This is a genomic window from Microbacterium sp. MMO-35, assembly GCF_037147555.1.
In the GTDB taxonomy this organism is placed as follows: Bacteria; Actinomycetota; Actinomycetes; order Actinomycetales; family Microbacteriaceae; genus Microbacterium.
The window spans coordinates 146,383-161,908 of sequence record NZ_JBBCVH010000005.1 but is presented as its reverse complement, the minus strand read 5'-3'; the positions used below and the strand labels follow the sequence as shown (position 1 = coordinate 161,908).

At 72.5% G+C, this 15,526-nt stretch carries 12 protein-coding genes; 4 read left to right on the top strand and 8 right to left on the bottom strand.

What is annotated here, in order from left to right; all coding sequences use genetic code 11:
• Nucleotides 1-62: 62 nt before the first annotated feature.
• On the bottom strand, nt 63-920 hold the full coding sequence (locus WFJ01_RS12350) for an ABC transporter ATP-binding protein (RefSeq protein ID WP_295034487.1): 858 nt from the start codon (nt 918-920) through the stop codon (nt 63-65).
• 30 nt (nt 921-950) lie between these two features.
• Between WFJ01_RS12350 and WFJ01_RS12345 the strand changes: the two genes are divergently transcribed.
• Nucleotides 951-1,859: a siderophore-interacting protein gene (locus WFJ01_RS12345; protein WP_336629183.1), complete on the top strand. Its 909-nt coding sequence runs from the start codon at nt 951-953 to the stop codon at nt 1,857-1,859.
• A 39-nt stretch (nt 1,860-1,898) separates the two neighbouring features.
• On the opposite strand, the gene WFJ01_RS12340 is transcribed toward WFJ01_RS12345, so the two are convergent.
• Complete coding sequence (locus WFJ01_RS12340) at nt 1,899-3,119, bottom strand: serine hydrolase domain-containing protein (RefSeq protein ID WP_292888043.1); 1,221 nt, start codon at nt 3,117-3,119, stop codon at nt 1,899-1,901.
• Nucleotides 3,116-4,522 (bottom strand): APC family permease, encoded by a 1,407-nt coding sequence (locus WFJ01_RS12335; protein ID WP_251448204.1) that lies wholly within the window; start codon nt 4,520-4,522, stop codon nt 3,116-3,118. The genes WFJ01_RS12340 and WFJ01_RS12335 overlap by 4 nt, the downstream gene beginning before the upstream one ends.
• A 128-nt stretch (nt 4,523-4,650) precedes the next feature.
• Between WFJ01_RS12335 and WFJ01_RS12330 the strand changes: the two genes are divergently transcribed.
• Nucleotides 4,651-5,295: a TetR/AcrR family transcriptional regulator gene (locus WFJ01_RS12330; protein ID WP_336629182.1), complete on the top strand. Its 645-nt coding sequence runs from the start codon at nt 4,651-4,653 to the stop codon at nt 5,293-5,295.
• A gap of 319 nt (nt 5,296-5,614) precedes the next feature.
• Here the strand turns inward: WFJ01_RS12330 and WFJ01_RS12325 are convergent, their stop codons facing one another.
• The 4 genes from WFJ01_RS12325 to WFJ01_RS12310 all read right to left on the bottom strand — a co-directional run bounded on the left by WFJ01_RS12325 (nt 5,615) and on the right by WFJ01_RS12310 (nt 11,552).
• Entirely contained in the window at nt 5,615-6,451 is an 837-nt protein-coding gene (locus WFJ01_RS12325) for an oxidoreductase (RefSeq protein WP_336629181.1), read from the bottom strand.
• A gap of 151 nt (nt 6,452-6,602) precedes the next feature.
• Complete coding sequence (locus tag WFJ01_RS12320) at nt 6,603-9,446, bottom strand: helix-turn-helix transcriptional regulator (RefSeq protein WP_336629180.1); 2,844 nt, start codon at nt 9,444-9,446, stop codon at nt 6,603-6,605.
• Between the two features lie 221 nt (nt 9,447-9,667).
• A complete protein-coding gene (locus WFJ01_RS12315) occupies nt 9,668-9,994 on the bottom strand; it encodes a hypothetical protein (protein ID WP_336629179.1) in 327 nt (108 codons plus the stop codon).
• A gap of 352 nt (nt 9,995-10,346) precedes the next feature.
• Nucleotides 10,347-11,552, bottom strand: a complete 1,206-nt coding sequence (locus WFJ01_RS12310; RefSeq protein ID WP_336629178.1) for an alpha/beta fold hydrolase — start codon at nt 11,550-11,552, stop codon at nt 10,347-10,349.
• Nucleotides 11,553-11,632: 80 nt separating this feature from the next.
• Here WFJ01_RS12310 and WFJ01_RS12305 point away from each other — a divergent pair, with 80 nt between their 5' ends.
• Nucleotides 11,633-12,670, top strand: a complete 1,038-nt coding sequence (locus WFJ01_RS12305; RefSeq protein ID WP_292888063.1) for an FUSC family protein — start codon at nt 11,633-11,635, stop codon at nt 12,668-12,670.
• Nucleotides 12,671-12,900: 230 nt separating this feature from the next.
• Here the strand turns inward: WFJ01_RS12305 and WFJ01_RS12300 are convergent, their stop codons facing one another.
• Nucleotides 12,901-14,673: a glycoside hydrolase family 35 protein gene (locus tag WFJ01_RS12300; RefSeq protein ID WP_336629177.1), complete on the bottom strand. Its 1,773-nt coding sequence runs from the start codon at nt 14,671-14,673 to the stop codon at nt 12,901-12,903.
• A gap of 175 nt (nt 14,674-14,848) precedes the next feature.
• Between WFJ01_RS12300 and WFJ01_RS12295 the strand changes: the two genes are divergently transcribed.
• A complete protein-coding gene (locus tag WFJ01_RS12295) occupies nt 14,849-15,511 on the top strand; it encodes a DNA alkylation repair protein (RefSeq protein WP_295035240.1) in 663 nt (220 codons plus the stop codon).
• Nucleotides 15,512-15,526 lie beyond the last annotated feature (15 nt).

Here is a 15,526-nt window from a genome sequence, read left to right as displayed (position 1 = left end):
GATCCGGGCATGCCGGGCGGGGTCGGACGACGATCGTGCGGCGCGGCGGCGTCGGCCCGCGATCAGGCGGGCTGCGGTTCGGGGACGGGACGGCGGGCGGAGTGACGGCCGCGCGGGATCACGCGCACCCGGCCGTCGTCGTCGAGCAGGGTGTCGATGCGCAGCCCGTAGGCCGCGGAGAGGTTCTCGCCGGTGAGCACCTCGGCCGGGGTGCCGCACGCGCGCACCCGGCCGTCGTGGAGGAGCACGACCCGATCGGCGACCGCGGCGGCGTGGTCCAGATCGTGCAGCACGACGCCCAGGGCCGTGCCGGCATCGGCGAGGTCGCGGATGAGGTCGAGCGTCTCGATCTGGTAGCGCAGGTCGAGGTGGTTGGTCGGCTCGTCGAGCAGCAGGATCGGCGTGGTCTGCGCGAGCGCGGTGGCGAGCCAGACGCGCTGCAGCTCCCCGCCGGAGAGCTCATCCACCGGACGCGCCCCCATCGCGTCCAGCCCGGTGAGGGCGAGCGCCCGGTCGATCGCCGCGCGGTCCTCGTCGCGCAGGCCGGAGAACCGGCCGCGATGCGGGTGCCGCCCGAAGGTCACGACGTCGCGCACCTCCAGGCCCGAGGGATGCGGCCGCGACTGCGAGAGCATCGCCACGGTGCGCGCGAACTCCTTCGCATCCAGCGCCGCCGCGTCGCGATCGGCGCCGGCGGCGTCGATCCGCACGGAACCCGCGTGGACGCGGTGCAGCCGCGCGATGGCACGCAGCGCGGTGGATTTCCCGCTGCCGTTCGGGCCGATGAGCGCCGTGACTGCTCCGGGCCGAAGACTCAGCGCGACGTCGTGCACGACGGGGGTGCGGCCGTAGTGCAGGGCGAGGCCCTCTGCCTCGAGCCCGGCCGGCAGCAGGGAGCCGGAGGAATCCCGATTCGTCATGTTAGGGGAGCCTAACCTATCCTTGTGAGCGTGTCACATCACCCCTACCGGACCTACCGCACCACCGTCGCGCATCGAACCCAGCTGTCGCCGAACTTCCTGCGCGTGACGCTGACCGGCCCCGATCTCGTGCACTTCGGCACCGCCGGCCTCGATCAGCGCATCAAGCTCATCCTGCCGCTGCCCGACGGATCCTTCACCGACGTCGGCCAGTTCGACGAGACGGTGGGGATGATGGAGTGGTATCGCCGCTGGCGAGAACTCCCCGATGAGACCCGCAATCCGATTCGCACCTACACGATCCGCGCGGTGCGGCCGGAGGTCCGTGAGATCGACGTCGACTTCGTGCTGCACGGCACCGAGGGCCCCGCGTCCGCCTGGGCCTCGGCGGCCGCACCCGGCGCGCCGCTGGTCGTGATCGGCCCCGATGCCCGCGCCGACGAGACCGGAGGGCTGGAGTGGAACCCGGGCGATGCCGGATCGGTGCTCATCGCCGGGGACGAGACCGCGGTGCCGGCGATCTGCACGATCGTCGAGTCGCTGCCGGCGCACGTGACCGGATCCGTCTACATCGAGGTCCCCACCGAGGCCGACGCGCTTCCCCTCGCCGCACCCGAGGGCGTCGCGATCCGGTGGCTGGCCCGCGGGAGCGCTGCGCACGGGCTGCGCCTGAGCGCGGCGGTGCACGCCTGGGGCGAGACCCGGGCGGCCGAGGACGAGCCCGCGGCGACGACGGGGACCGAGCTCGCCGATCCGAGCGAGGACGAGGTGCTCTGGGAGGTTCCGGACGCCGCCGTCGGATCCTGCTACGCCTGGCTCGCCGGAGAGGCGTCGACGATCACCGCCCTGCGCCGCCACCTCGTGCGCGACCTCGGCATCGATCGCCGGTCGGTCGCGTTCATGGGGTACTGGCGCCGGGGGCGGGCGGAGGCCGCCTGAGCCCGGCACGGCCGGGTCGCGCCTCCGCCCCCCGAGCCGTCAGTACGGCACCGCGTCCAGGGCTCGGCTGACGTCGAGGAGCAGCTCGCTCTGGCGCGCGTTCCCCTCCTCGGTGTCCGGATCCGGCCACGCGGAGAGCTTGACGATCACCGAATCCGTCAGGGGGTCCAGCCAGAGACTCTGGCCATGGATCCCGATTCCGCTCACGTTGCCGCGATCGTTGCCGGTGCACCACCACTGCCGGGTGTAGCTGCCGTTCGGGAAGGTGCTGGTGAACCCCTCGTACGTCATCGCCTCGCGCGAGCCGCCGGCGAGCACGCTGCGGACCCAGTCCTCGGACACCACGCGCCCACGCGGGGCGACCCCTCCGTCGAGCATCATCCGTCCGACGCGGGCGAGGTCTCGCGCGGTCGCGGAGACGCCGCCGTTGGCATAGCCGAACCCGGTCGCGTCGACCGTGATCGTCGCGTCGTGATCGGCGTCCAGCTTGGCCCAGAGGAATCGGGACAGCGCGTCCGCGTAGCGCAGCCCGCTGACCCTCTCGATGATCCAGGCCAGCACGTCGGTGTTCGCCGAGCAGTACTGGAACTCGCCGACGGATCCGCTGCCTCGCAGCGTCGCGAGGAACTCGTAGTTGCTCGCCGCGTCGCCGGGCCGCCGGGTGCGCCAGCCCGCCGCACGGTCGTGCGCCTGCACCTCGGACGCCGGATCGACGTAGTCCTCGTCGTAGTCGATCGCGATCTCCATGTCGAGCAGCTGCTGGACGGTCGGGCCGTCGTACACGGATCCGGCCAGCTCGGGCACGTACGCGGTGATCCGCCCGGCGGGGTCGATCCGGCCGGCGTCCACCAGAGCGCCGAAGACGGTGCTGCACAGCGACTTCGAGACGCTCATCAGCAGATGCGGCTGATCGGGGGCGAAGCCGTCGCGGTAGTACTCGGCGAGCACCTCCTCGCCTCGGAGCACGAGGAACGCATCGGTGAAGGTCCGCTCGAGCCGCGCGACGAGATCCGGGAGCCGCGCCGCGAGGGGTCCGAGACGGACGGTCGCCCCCGGCGGGGTCGCCGGATGCCGCGACACGGTCGCGACCGGCATGAGCTCGCTCATGTGGGCGAACGCCCAGCGATTGTGCGGTGCCTCCTGCCAGCTGTCGAGCGTCGGCTCGCCGGCCGGCGCGTCCGGGTACCGGGGCGGGTGAGCCCCTGTACCCGCGGCCGCCGGGCGCTTCGGGACGGGTTCGGGGAGCAGGGCCGCGCTCATTCGTCGATCACCTCGAGCTCTCGCGCCGGCAGGGGCCGGGTGGCGGCGTCCGCGGGGATCTCCCCGTACTCGTCGGCGCTCATCGCCGGCGTCGGCCGGCGGAACCCGCGGGTGAGCCAGAGCAGCCAGAGGAAGCCGGCGACGAGCCAGCTGCCGCCGATGATGAGCGCGGTCGGGCTGAGCTGGGTGAGCAGGTACACGGTCACGCAGGCTCCGAGCGCCGGGAGCACGACGTAGGCGAGGACGCTGAGCCGGCGCGTCCTGTGCTTGCGCACGAAGAACGCGATGACGCAGATGTTGACGACGGTGAACGCCGTGAAGGCGCCGAAGTTGATGAACGAGTAGGCGACGTCGGTCGTCAGTCCCATCCCCACGAAGCACATCAGTCCCGTGAACAGGATCGCCCAGATCGGCGTCTTCGTGCGGGGGCTCACCCAGCCGAACACCCGCCGGGACAGCACGCCGTCCCGGCCCATGAAGTAGAGCAGGCGGCTCGAGCTCAGCTGCACCGCGAGGCCCGACGCGAACCCCGCGACGATCCCCGCCAGATTCGTCCAGTCGGCGAACGCCTGACCACCGACCTGGATGGAGAGCAGGTACCCCGCCACCTGCTCATCGCCGGGCTTGCCGAAATCGAACCCCGGGTGGACGAGCTGCATGACATAGGCGACGGCCGTGAACAGCACCCCGCCGATGGCGATGACGAGGATCACCGCGCGCGGGATGGTCCTCTTCGCATCCCGCGTCTCCTCCGAGAGCGTGGTGACGGCGTCGAACCCGAGATAGGAGTAGGCCGCGATCGCGGTGGCCGCGGTCACCCCGCCGACGGTGGTGAGGGGATTCCAGATCGGCGCGACGTAGTCGGAGGGCTCATGATGCACGAGGAAGACGAGGCAGTAGGCGACGAAGAGCAGGACCAGGAACACCGCCGTGCCGGTGAGCACCATGTTCACGCGATCGCTGAGCACCACGCCCACGATGTTGATCAGGGTCGTGAGACCCGCGTTGATGAGCATCCAGATCCAGACCGGGACGTCGGGGAACTGGGCGTTCAGGTACACCGCCTGCACGAGCCACGCCACCATCGGCAGGAAGAGGTAGTCGAGCAGCACGCTCCAGCCCACCAGGAACCCGATCGGAGAGGTGAGCAGGCGCCGCGCATAGAAGTACGCAGATCCCGACACCGGGTAGTGGCGGGAGAGCTTCGCATAGCTGAGCGCCGTCAGCAGCATCGCGAGGGTCGCGACGAAGAACACGGTCGCCGAGGTCCCGGCGCTCGCGACGGCGATCACGCCGAAGATCACCATGACCAGGCTCGGGGCCATGTAGCCCAGGCCGAACGCGACGACCGAGGGAAGGCCGAGGCTCTTCCGCAGGTGCGCTCCGGACGTCGTCTCGCTCATGAGACGGTCCTGTCCTCGTGGCAGAGGTCGGTGTGCATCGCTGATTCCCCTTCGAATCGAATCGGATCCGTCCTATTGGTCATAAACCCAATAAGACTATTGGTCACCCATCCAATAGGTTGTGGTGCATGATGTCAAGAGTGGATCCGACCCCCGCCCGGCACGTGCGCAAGCTGCCCACGGAACGGCGCGCCGAGATCCTGGACGAAGCGGCCCGGATCGCCCTGACGGAAGGGCTCGAGCGCGTCACCCTGAGAGGCGTGGCCGAGCAGCTCGGCGTCCGCCCCGGCCTCATCGGGCACTACTTCCCCGCGGTCCAGGATCTGGTGATCGCCGCGTTCGAGCTCGCGATCGAGGGGGAACGCGAGGCGATGTTCGCCGGCGACGGCTCGCCGCTGGACCGGATCGCGCATCTCGTGCACCGGATCGAGAGCCGCCGGGCCGACGACCTCGCGCGCCTCTGGCTGAATGCGCGGCATCTGTCGAGATTCAGCACCCCGCTGCTCGCCTCGATCGAGGAGCAGGAGGCCCTCGACCGGGCGCGCCTCACGGAGCTGATCGCCCAAGGCGTCGCCGAGGGGGAGTTCGCGACCCCCGACATCGAGGCGTCGTGCATCCGGATCTTCATGGCGATCGACGCCTTCGGCTGCTACGTGAACGATCGCGGCCCGTTCTCGGGCGAGGCGTTCTCCCGCTTCGTCGGCGACGTCACGGTCTGGACGCTCAGCCTGGACCGCAGCGCGTTCGAGGCGGCGATGGCGCGCCAGGCGTGATCCCGGGCGCGGTCCGCCCGGGGGTGGTTCCGGGCGCGGTCTGCCCGGGGGTGATTCCAGGCGCGGTCCGCCCGGGGGTAATCCCGGGCGCGGTCCGCCCGCGGGTGGTTCCGGGCGCGGTCTGCCCGGGGTGGTCCCGGGCGCGGTCTGCCCGGGGGTGGTTCCGGGCGCGGTCCGCCCGATCCAGCCGCCCGCGGTCGTTCCGTTCCCGTCGCGAAAAGTGTCGTTCCGACCGCCGGACAGCGACATCTTCTGCGACCTGAACGGGTGGAGCCCGGTGGGAGGGGGGGGAAAGCCCGCCGGGAAGCCCGACGGCGGCTCAGCCCGCGACGCCCATCCCGCGCCGGATGAGACGGTCGAACACGCGCGCGGGCAGGATCCGGTGCGCCAGCACGAGGGGCTTCGCGCCGAAGCCGATGCGGTAGCGCGCACGGGGACGGCGGGCCGTGGCCGCTGTCACGATCGCCCGCGCGACGACCTCGGGCGAGGACGTCATCCTCGCGCCCGGAGCCGAGGTGCGGCCCAGCGAGGTCGCGACCTGCTCCGCCTGCGTGCGGTACGGGCCGTCGCCCGACGTCTCGAGCACCGCGGCGGCGGCGATCGCGCCCCACTCGGTGCGGATGGATCCGGGTTCGATGACGACGACGTCGATGCCGAAGGGGGCCAGCTCCATCCGCATCGCGTCGCTGAGCGCCTCGACGGCGTACTTGCTGGCGTGATACCAGGCGCCGAGCGGCGTCGTGAAGTTCCCGCCCATCGATGCGATGTTGATGATCGTGCCGCTGCGCTGCGCCCGCAGCTGCGGCAGCACGAGCTGCGTCATGCGCGCGAGTCCCAGCACGTTCACGTCGAGCTGGGCCTGCGCCTCGCTGAGCGGTACGTCCTCGAGCGCCCCGTACGAGCCGTAGCCCGCGTTGTTGACGAGCACGTCGATCCGGCCCTGCTCCGCGAGGATCTGCGCGACCGCCGCCTGCGCGGAGGCGGCGTCGGTGACATCGAGGCTCATCGTGTGCACCCCGGCCTCCCGCAGGCCCGCCATGCGATCCCCCCGCCGCGCGGCGGCGTAGACCGTGAACCCGGCATCCCGCAGACGCCGTGCGGCGGCCTCCCCGATCCCCGAGGAGGCACCCGTGACCAGTGCGACCTGTGCTGCCATGACGAACTCCCCGGATCTCATCCCCGTCGGCCCGTGTCTCGGACTCCGGTCTCCAGCCTGACACGCCTCACCGGGGGTGCACCCTTCGGCGCGGCCTCCGAACTCAGCGATGTCCCCGGTCCCCGCGCGGCTCGTGGGCCGTGGTCGGGCCTCAGCGCACGCGCTGGGCGACAGCGGCCTCCGTGCGGCTGGAGACGCCGAGCTTGCGCAGGATCGCCGAGACGTGCACGCTCGCGGTCTTCCCGCTGATGAACAGCCGCTCGCCGATCTGACGGTTGCTGAGCCCCTCGGCGATGAGGTCGAGCACCTGCTGCTCCCGCGCCGTGAGCTCGACGCCCTCCACCGCGCTCGCACCGCGCGCCACGGTGCGGTGCAGCCCCGCGGCGTCCATGAACTCCCGGGTCTGACGGCGCAGCCGGTCGTGCCCCAGCTCCTCCGCGACCGCGGCGGCCTCGGCCGCCCGCTCGACGGCGGCCGCCCGGTCCCCCGCCGCCACGAGCGCTCTGGCGCGCTCCAACCGGACGAGCGGACGGAAGACGGCGGGCACGTCGTCGCCGTCGGCCAGCACGACGGCGGCATCGAGCCGCTCCGGATCCGCGTCCAGGAGCGCCATGAGCACGGCGGCCCAGTGCGGATGCTGCAGCTCGGCGGGCAGGGAGTGCCACCGCGCGCGCACGAGCTCGGCGGTCGCCTCGGCGAGCGCACCGTGGCCGTCCGCACGGAGGTCGGCGACCACCCGCCCTCCCTCGAGCAGGATCCGCCCCAGCAGAGCGAGCCGCCGGCCCGGATCCTCGATCACCGTGCGCAGTACCGCGGCGGCGCGCACCGCATCGCCGAGCCCGAGCGCGATGAGGATCTCGACGTCGTGCAGCGAGTACCAGACCTGCCGTTCGACGGACGCGACGCCCTCGGCGATCGATCGCCATTCGCCGAGCACGCGGACGGCCTCGTCCATCTCGCCGCGCCAGACCAGCGCCCGGATGCGCGACATCGTCGAGTACATCCGGAAGACCTGCAGCGTGCGCACGGCGAGCTCGCGCGCGGAGATCTCCTCCACCCGGTCGATCTCACCGAGCTCGAGAAGGGGTTCGACCATGTTGTGCGAGAGGATCGCGCCGGTCGACCGCTCCACGCCGAGCGTGCGCGAGTGCGCGACGCCGGCTTCGGCGACCTCGACGGCCTCGCGGAAGCGCCCGAGCATGTTCAGGCTGTCGGCGTAGTTGACCCGGTAGCGCAGCTGGGCGTCGTGATCGGCCGCGTGCTCCCAGGACAGGCGGAAGTCGGCGAGGCCGGCCTCGACCTCGCCGAGATGGATCCGGCTGCAGCCGCGCAGGTTCGCGGCGACCGACATGACGTTGTCGAAGCCGATCGACTCCGCCATCCGGAACGCCTCGTCGGCGGTCGCGACGGCCTCCTCCAGCCGCGCTCCGATGAGGTAGCGCCCCGCGAGATAGCCCAGCAGTGCGGCTCTCAGCCGCTCCTGCCCCGGTTCGGACTCGATGATCGCGATCGCCTCGAGGAACAGGTCGGCGGACCCGCCGCGACCGAGGTTCTGCAGGTAGAGCGCCTTGTCGCGCAGCAGCCGTGCGTGCACCGGGGGATCGACGACCGCGGGGTCGATCTCGTCGAGCGCGAGCGAGACGACGGCGAGCGCGCGCTCCCCGTCGCCGCCGTTGCGCAGGATGGATCCGACCTGCGCGAGCAGGGGGATCCGCTCGATGCCGGCGACCTGCGCGGCATCGGGCACCTGCTCCCACAACTCCAGCGCGAGCTCGCCGAACCGCGCCGCCGTGGAGAAGGCGTAGCTGTTCTTCGCCTCGTGCATCGCGGTGACGGCTGCGGCGAGCGCGCGCGGCGAGTCATGGGCGCGGTGCCAGTGGAAAGCGAGCGTCGACGGCGCTGCGCCGGCCGCCTCCAGCGCGTCGGCGTACGCCCAGTGCAGGCGGGCGCGCTCTCCGGGGAGCAGATCGTCGTGGACGGCCTCGCGCAGCAGCGCGTGCCGGAAGCCGTAGCTCTCCCGATCGGCGATCTCGACGATGCCCGCGCCCATCGCCTCACGCACGGCCTCGTCCAGCCGCTCGTCGCCGAATCCCGCGAGTGCGGCGAGCAGGTCATGCGCGATCGCCCCGTCGGACCCCGAGGCGACCCGCACGACGCGCTTCGCGTCGTCGCCGAGGGCGTCGAATCGGGCGAGCAGCACGTCGCGCAGGGTGTCGGGCATCGGGCCCTGGACGTTGCAGAGCAGCTCCTCGACGAAGAAGGGCACGCCCTCGCTGCGCTCCATGAGCCGGGCGAGGCCCGCGTCGCCCACCGGACCGCGCAGCCGCTGTACGAGATCGCGCACGGAGCTCGCGTCGAGCCGATCGAGGGTCACGCGATCGAGGAGGCGCGCGCGTTCGGCCTCGGCGAGGAACGTGCGCACCTCGCCGCCGCGGCGCACCTCGTCGATGCGGCAGGTGAGCAGGAACAGCACGGGGCGGCCCGCGAGGGCGCGGAGCAGGAAGGACAGCATCGACAGGGTCGCGGCATCGGCCCAGTGCAGGTCTTCGATCACGACCACCACGGGACGGACGGAGGCGGCCGCCTCGAGCAGATTCGCGATCGTCTCGCGCAGCCCCTCGGGGCGGATCGCCGACCGGTCGACCGGACCGACGGCGCGCTCGGGCAGCAGCAGCTGCAGGGCGTCGCGACCCGGGCCCGCGGCCTCGTCGGCCCGCTCGCCGAGCTCGTCGAGCACTCCGCGCAGGATCGCGGGGAGCGGTCCGAAGGGCGCCGGCGTGGATCCGTAGTCGAGGCACCAGCCCGTCAGCACCGTGGCCTGGTCGGCTACCCGGCGGCGGAACTCCGCCGTCAGCCGGGACTTGCCGATGCCCGCCTCGCCGCCGACGAGCACGGAGGCGGACTCGCCGGCCTCCACGCGGCGCAGGGCGTCGTCGAGGAGGGCGAGTTCGGCATCGCGCCCGACCATGACGGTCGACGTGGTGGCGAGGGACATGCCTTCATCGTGCCACCCGCCACGGACATCGGGAGCCGCCGCGGGCGCGGCGCCGCTCTCGGCAGAGCCGGCCCCGTTCTCGACGGACGCGGAAGAGCCTCCCGACGGCAGCGGATCCTGTGCCGGATCCGTCGTCGGGAGGCTCTCGGGTGCGACGTCCGCTGTCGACGACAGGGCGGACGGCCGGGTGTCGGACGGGGCCGCGGTGGGCGCCGCCGCGCTCATGCGGCGTGCGAGACGCAGCCGACGAGCTCGCGCTCGCGGGTCTCGTCCGATGCGGACGCGAGCTGCGCGGCGGGCTCGATCGCGGGGGCCGCGGCGGACGCCGGGACTGCGGCGGTCTCGACCGCGGGGGCTGCGGCCGTCGCGACCGCGGCCGTCGCGGCCCGGCCGGTCTGCCGCCGCGGGAACATGCGGCGCAGGATCCCGTCGCGCCGCACGATCTGGTCGGCGTGCTCGGCGGCGATCCTCGCGCGCTCGGCGCGGATGGCCGCCTGCTCGATCTCGAGCGTCGAGATGCGGTAGCTCATCGAGGGGTGCAGGTCCATGGTGTCTCTCCTTCTCCGGTACTCATACGCTCGTCGCTAAGGCCCCCTCGCCCCATCGGGCAGATGCCTTAACTTCCGAGCCGGGTACCTCAGATCCGGATCCAGCTCATCCGCGAACGCGCCGTTCTGCAGGGACCCCGCGCCGTTCTGCAGGGTCGATCCGGCGTCCCGAGGGCCTGATCGCCCGCGAGACGCAGGATTCCGGGCCGGATCCACGACCGCGGACAGGGCCGGCCCTGCACAACACGGCGCCTCCCTGCACAACGTCCGCATCCCCCGCGCAACCCGGACCCGGGCACACCCCGGACCCGGGCGCGCCCCGGTGGCCCCCGCGCACCCCGGCCACCCCGGGTCAGCCGAGCCGGTCCAGCCAGGCCATCAGCGCGGGGATCGCGAGATAGGCCACGGTCCCGTGGTCGGCGAACGGGATCGCCTCGAACGTGACGTCCATGCCCATCGCCCGCTCGTGCTCCGCGAACGCACGGGTGTCGGCGGGGATCACCAGCGCGTCCGACTCGCCCTGGGCGAGGAAGAGCGGCGCGGCGAAGGGCACCGATCCGGCGGAGTTCTCGATGAGGAGGGTCCGCCAGGGCTCCGTGACGGTCGGATCGGCCAGGAAGAAGTTCCCGACCAGCGGCGTCCCGATGGCGTGGAGCTCGGAGAGATCACTCAGCAGGCAGAGCCGGTTCATCCGCGGGGCGTCCGCGATGGCCGCAGGGGTGAGGATCCCGTCCAGTCGCGCACCCGGCACCGTGGCGCCGTAGACACGGGCGTAGGCCGGGAAGGCGTACGAGCCGATCGTGACCCCCGAGATGTCGTCGAGATGCGCCTTCACGAGTCGGTCCAGCTGAGCGGCGGGGGCGGCGGCCGCGACCGCGCGGATCCGCAGCTCCGGGGCGTAGGACCCGGCGATCTCCGCCGCGCGCAGCACCGCCTGACCTCCCTGCGAATGCCCCCACAGGACGACGTCCTCGCCCGCCTGGGCCTCGGGGATCCCCTGGGCCGCGCGCACGGCGTCGAGCACGTTGCGCGCCTCCGTCACCGCGACGAGGTAGGAATCGGGACCGGCCGTGCCCATCCCGGCATAGTCGGTGCCGACCACGGCGTACCCGCGATCGAGCATCGCCCGCAGCCCCTCGGTCAGCAGGAACGGATCGAACTGGTACGAGGGCGCGCATTTGGGCGCAGAGCCCGTGGTCGGATGCCCCCAGGACACGACCGTCCGGCCGCCCGCCGGTGCCTGACCGAGGGGGACCACGAGCACGCCGGTCACGATCACGTCCGCGCCGTCGAGGTCGGTCGAGTGGTACATGATCCGCCATGCCCGCGTCAGCGGGGGCACCCCGACGAGCTCCTCGGTCTTCACCAGGGCGCCCGGCGCCCCGGCCTGCACCGGCGAGGGCTGCGCGTAGAACGCGGCGCGGCCGTCGGCCTCCTCGGCATCGCCGCCGACCCGCATGCCCTCGGCGCCCACCAGCATGCTCAGCAGCGCGAGCACCACGAGGAACAGGGCTCCCCTGACCCTGCGGCCGCTGCGCGTTCCCCGAGTGCTGCTCACGAATCCATCCGATCCGACGCTGTGCGCGTCACTCTACTGCGGGTCGCACCGCGCACAGCCGCGCGGACTACCGTGGAGTCATGCGTCCGCTCGCCGCCCTCCGCGCCGCACGACGCGCGCCGCTGCTGCAGGTGGCGAAGTCGGCCGCGGCCACGATCGCGGCCTGGCTGATCGCGGGCTGGCTCGTGCCGGGGCACCTTCCCGTGTTCGCGGCGATCGCCGCGCTGCTCGTCGTGCAGCCGAGCGTGAACCAGTCGTTCGCGAAGGCCGTGGAACGCAGCATCGGCGTCATCGCGGGCGTCGTGATCGCGGTGCTGCTGAGCCTCGCCCTCGGCGGACTCAGCTGGGTCGTGTTGCTCGCGGTCGTCGTGGCGATGGTGGTGGCGTGGTCGTTCAAGGCGACGCCGGGCACCGCGAACCAGGTGGCGATCTCGGCGATGCTCGTGCTCGCGCTCGGATCCGCGAGCCCCGACTACGCCGTGGACCGGATCCTGGAGACCCTCATCGGCGCGGCCATCGGCTTCGTCGTCAACGTGGTCGTGGTGCCCCCGGTGCTCGTGGATCCGGCGCGGCGCGACCTCGCCCTGCTCGGCGGAGAGCTCGCGGCGACCCTCGACCGGCTCGGCGACGCGCTCACCGAACCGCAGAGCCCCGCGCGCCTGCAGGAGCTGATGCTCGAGGCACGGCTGCTGCGTCCGATGAAGGACGCCGCCGACGCGTCGCTCGGTGCGGGCGAGGAATCCCTCACCCTGAACCCGCGCGGATCCCGGCACCGCACGGAGCTCGCGGCGATGAGCGCGCTGCTCGAACGGCTCGGCCCGATCGTGACGCAGGTCATCGGCATGACCCGCGCCTACGTCGATCAGTACGACGACACCCTGCCGGATGAGCCGTCGGTGCCGGCGATCGCCGAGCAGTTGCACCGCGCCGGGCACGACGTGCGCCTCGCCGTGCAGCTCGCCGAGGTGGATCCGGAGCCCGAGACGCTCACCTCGGCGATCCCGGCGCTCACCTCGGCGCTCGACATCCGTCCGCCGTCGTCGCGCAACTGGGTGCTGATCGGCTCCCTCACCGAGGATCTGCGCCGCATCCGCGCCGGCCTGCGCGACGAGGACTGAGGCGGATCCGGTCCCCGCCGCGGACCCGGCCCCGGCCGCGGATCCGGTCCCCGCGGCGAATCCGGTCCCGGCCGCGGACCCGGATCGGTCTCGAGCCGACGGCGGGCTCGCCTCCCGTCCGTGCACAACTCAGGCTGGAGCTCGCCGAAGGGCCCCGAAGACCGCCGATACCGGCGCGCCCGCGAAGTCCAGCCTGAACTGTGCGCGCGGCCCCTCGCCCACCGGGCACGCTACGACCCGATGAACTCCTCCACCGGGCCGAGGTCGGGCTCCTCGCGGATCTCGACGGCGGATCCGAGCGCGTCGGTGTCGAGCACGCGGATCTCGTTGCGTCCCTCCCGCCACAGCGGGCCCGGCGCATACAGCGTGACCTGCGGGCCCACGGCACGGGAGCGTCCGAGCAGGAACCCGTTCAGCCACACCAGGGCGTTGCCGGCGCCGGGGAACGCGAGCCAGGCGTCGGCGGGGTCTGCGACGTCGAACACGGCGACGGCGAGCCCATCGATCGGCGCTGCGGCCGCCGGGGCCGCCGCGTCGGGCAGAGCCGGATCCGCGGGCGCCTCCTGCGGGACGACACGGTGGGTCCAGCCGTGGGCGAACCGGCGCCCGATCCGCACCCCGGCGAGGATGCCCTTGCGCTCCCCCGTGTGCGGGCCGTAGTTGACGCGCCCCTGGCTCTCCACGACGAGCGTGAGCACGCCGGATCCTCCCTCCGCAGGCAGCTCGAGCGACCGCTCGCCGTCCCGCTCCAGCACGCCGAGGCGCACGCCGTCGAGATGGACGACCGCCCGGTCGTGCAGCACGTCGACGGTCAGCGCGGCACCGGGGGCGTACGTGATCTCCGCCTCGTACACGACCAGACCGTCCTCGGCGCCGAGCTCCTCGAAGGAGAGCGGCATCGGCACGGCAGCACCGGCGGGGACGGCGCGCACGACGTCGAGGAGCGACGCGACCGGGCTCAGCGGAGCCGAGGCGGCCGGCTGCCGGCGCGGCGCTGCCGGGATCGGCGGCAGGTCGCCGTCGTGGAATGGCGCGAAGACGGCCCGCAGCGCGTGGAACTTGTCGTTCAGGGATCCGTCCTCGCCGATCGGCGCGTCGGAGTCGTACGAGGTGACCGTCGGCTGCAGCGCGCCGTCGTGGTTCGCGCCGGCCCACAGGCCGAAGTTCGTGCCGCCGTGCGCCATGTACAGGCTCACGGATCCGCCCTCCGCGAGCAGCTCCTCGACCGTGCCGATCATGCTCGCCGCCGACCGCACGTGGTGCTGCTCGCCCCAGTGGTCGAACCATCCGCCCCACAGCTCCGCGCACATCAGCGCGTCGCCGGGCCGGCGCAGCTTCTTCGCGAGCGCCACTCCGGTGCCGAACGTGAACGACCCCATCGCGCCCTCGACGCTGCCGTTGCGCACCATGTCCGCGGTCGTGCCGTCGGCCGTCGTGAGCAGCTCGACGATGCCGCGCGAGCGCAGGGCGTCCCGCAGGTGCACGAGATAGTCGTGGTCGCTGCCGAAGGATCCGTACTCGTTCTCGACCTGGACCGCGGTGATGGGCCCGCCGTGCGCGGCCTGCAGCGGGGCCAGCCGCGGGATCAGCGCGTCGTACCAGGCGTCGACCGCGGCGAGGAAGACCGGGTCGCTCGTGCGCAGGGCGCCCGTGCGTGCGCTCAGCCAGAACGGGATCCCGCCGTTCGACCACTCGGCGCAGATGTACGGGCTCGGGCGCACGAAGACGTCGAGGCCGACGTCTCCGGCGAGCCGGATGAACCGCTCGGCGTCGCGCCAGCCGGTGAAGTCCGCTTCACCCTCGACCCGCTCGTGGAAGTTCCACGGGATGTAGGTGTCGACCGTGTTCGCCCCCATCGCCGCGAGGCGGCGCAGCCGGTCCTCCCACTGGTCGGGGTGGATGCGGAAGTAGTGCACCGCTCCCGACAGCATCCGGAACGGCCGACCGTGGCGCAGCAGGGCGCCGTCGCGGTGGGTGAGCGCGGGGCTCGGGGTCTCGGTCATGGCTCTCCTGGGATCGGACGCGATGTTTGCGTCACCATTGTCGCTCACGCACGGATCCCGGCGCACCTGCGCGCGCGAGGCGGTGTCGAACTCCGTCGATTCGGCGCGTTCCGCGGGCGCACGGTCGAAATCCCCCGGATCGACGGAGTTCGACACACGGTTCTAGGCTGACGGCATGTCCACGACCCTTGCCGACGCCCTCGCCGAGCTCGCCGCCCTGGAGGATCCGAAGGCGCGCGCGGTCAATGAGCGCCACGGCGACGCGCACGGCGTGAACCTCTCGAAGCTGCGCGCGCTCGCGAAGCGGATCGGGACGGATCCGGAGCTCGCCGGTGAGCTGTACGACTCCGGGGATGTGGCGGGACAGCTCCTCGGCATCCTCGTCGCGAAGCCCCGCGCCCTCGACGCCGACGATCTCGACCGCATGCTGCGGGCGACGCAGAGCGCGAAGGCGCACGACTGGCTCGTCGCCTACCTCGTGAAGAAGTCGCCGCTCGCCGAGGAGCTGCGCCTGCGCTGGCTGGACGACGCGGATCCGGATGCGCGTGCGGCGGCCTGGTCGCTCACCTCCGCCCGGGTCGCGAAGGATCCCGACGGCCTCGACCTCGACGGGCTGCTCGACCGGATCGAACGCGAGCTCGTGGCCGCGCCCGCGCGCGAGCAGTGGGCGATGAACGAGACGCTCGCACAGATCGGCATCCACCACGCGGCGCTGCGCGACCGTGCGATCGCGATCGGGGAACGCCTGCAGGTGCTGGCCGACTACCCGACGCCGCCGAACTGCACCTCGCCGTTCGCTCCGCTGTGGATCGCCGAGATGGTCCGCCGGCAGGGCTGAGGCCCGGCCGCGCTC

Bases quoted from the DNA above. Each gene is read 5' to 3' on its own strand.
- WFJ01_RS12350 (WP_295034487.1), bottom strand. From the start codon at position 920: ATGACGAATCGGGATTCCTCCGGCTCCCTGCTGCCGGCCGGGCTCGAG.
- WFJ01_RS12340 (WP_292888043.1), bottom strand. From the start codon at position 3,119: ATGAGCGCGGCCCTGCTCCCCGAACCCGTCCCGAAGCGCCCGGCGGCC.
- WFJ01_RS12335 (WP_251448204.1), bottom strand. From the start codon at position 4,522: ATGAGCGAGACGACGTCCGGAGCGCACCTGCGGAAGAGCCTCGGCCTT.
- WFJ01_RS12330 (WP_336629182.1), top strand. From the start codon at position 4,651: ATGATGTCAAGAGTGGATCCGACCCCCGCCCGGCACGTGCGCAAGCTG.
- WFJ01_RS12325 (WP_336629181.1), bottom strand. From the start codon at position 6,451: ATGGCAGCACAGGTCGCACTGGTCACGGGTGCCTCCTCGGGGATCGGG.
- WFJ01_RS12320 (WP_336629180.1), bottom strand. From the start codon at position 9,446: ATGTCCCTCGCCACCACGTCGACCGTCATGGTCGGGCGCGATGCCGAA.
- WFJ01_RS12315 (WP_336629179.1), bottom strand. From the start codon at position 9,994: ATGGACCTGCACCCCTCGATGAGCTACCGCATCTCGACGCTCGAGATC.
- WFJ01_RS12305 (WP_292888063.1), top strand. From the start codon at position 11,633: ATGCGTCCGCTCGCCGCCCTCCGCGCCGCACGACGCGCGCCGCTGCTG.
- WFJ01_RS12300 (WP_336629177.1), bottom strand. From the start codon at position 14,673: ATGACCGAGACCCCGAGCCCCGCGCTCACCCACCGCGACGGCGCCCTG.
- WFJ01_RS12295 (WP_295035240.1), top strand. From the start codon at position 14,849: ATGTCCACGACCCTTGCCGACGCCCTCGCCGAGCTCGCCGCCCTGGAG.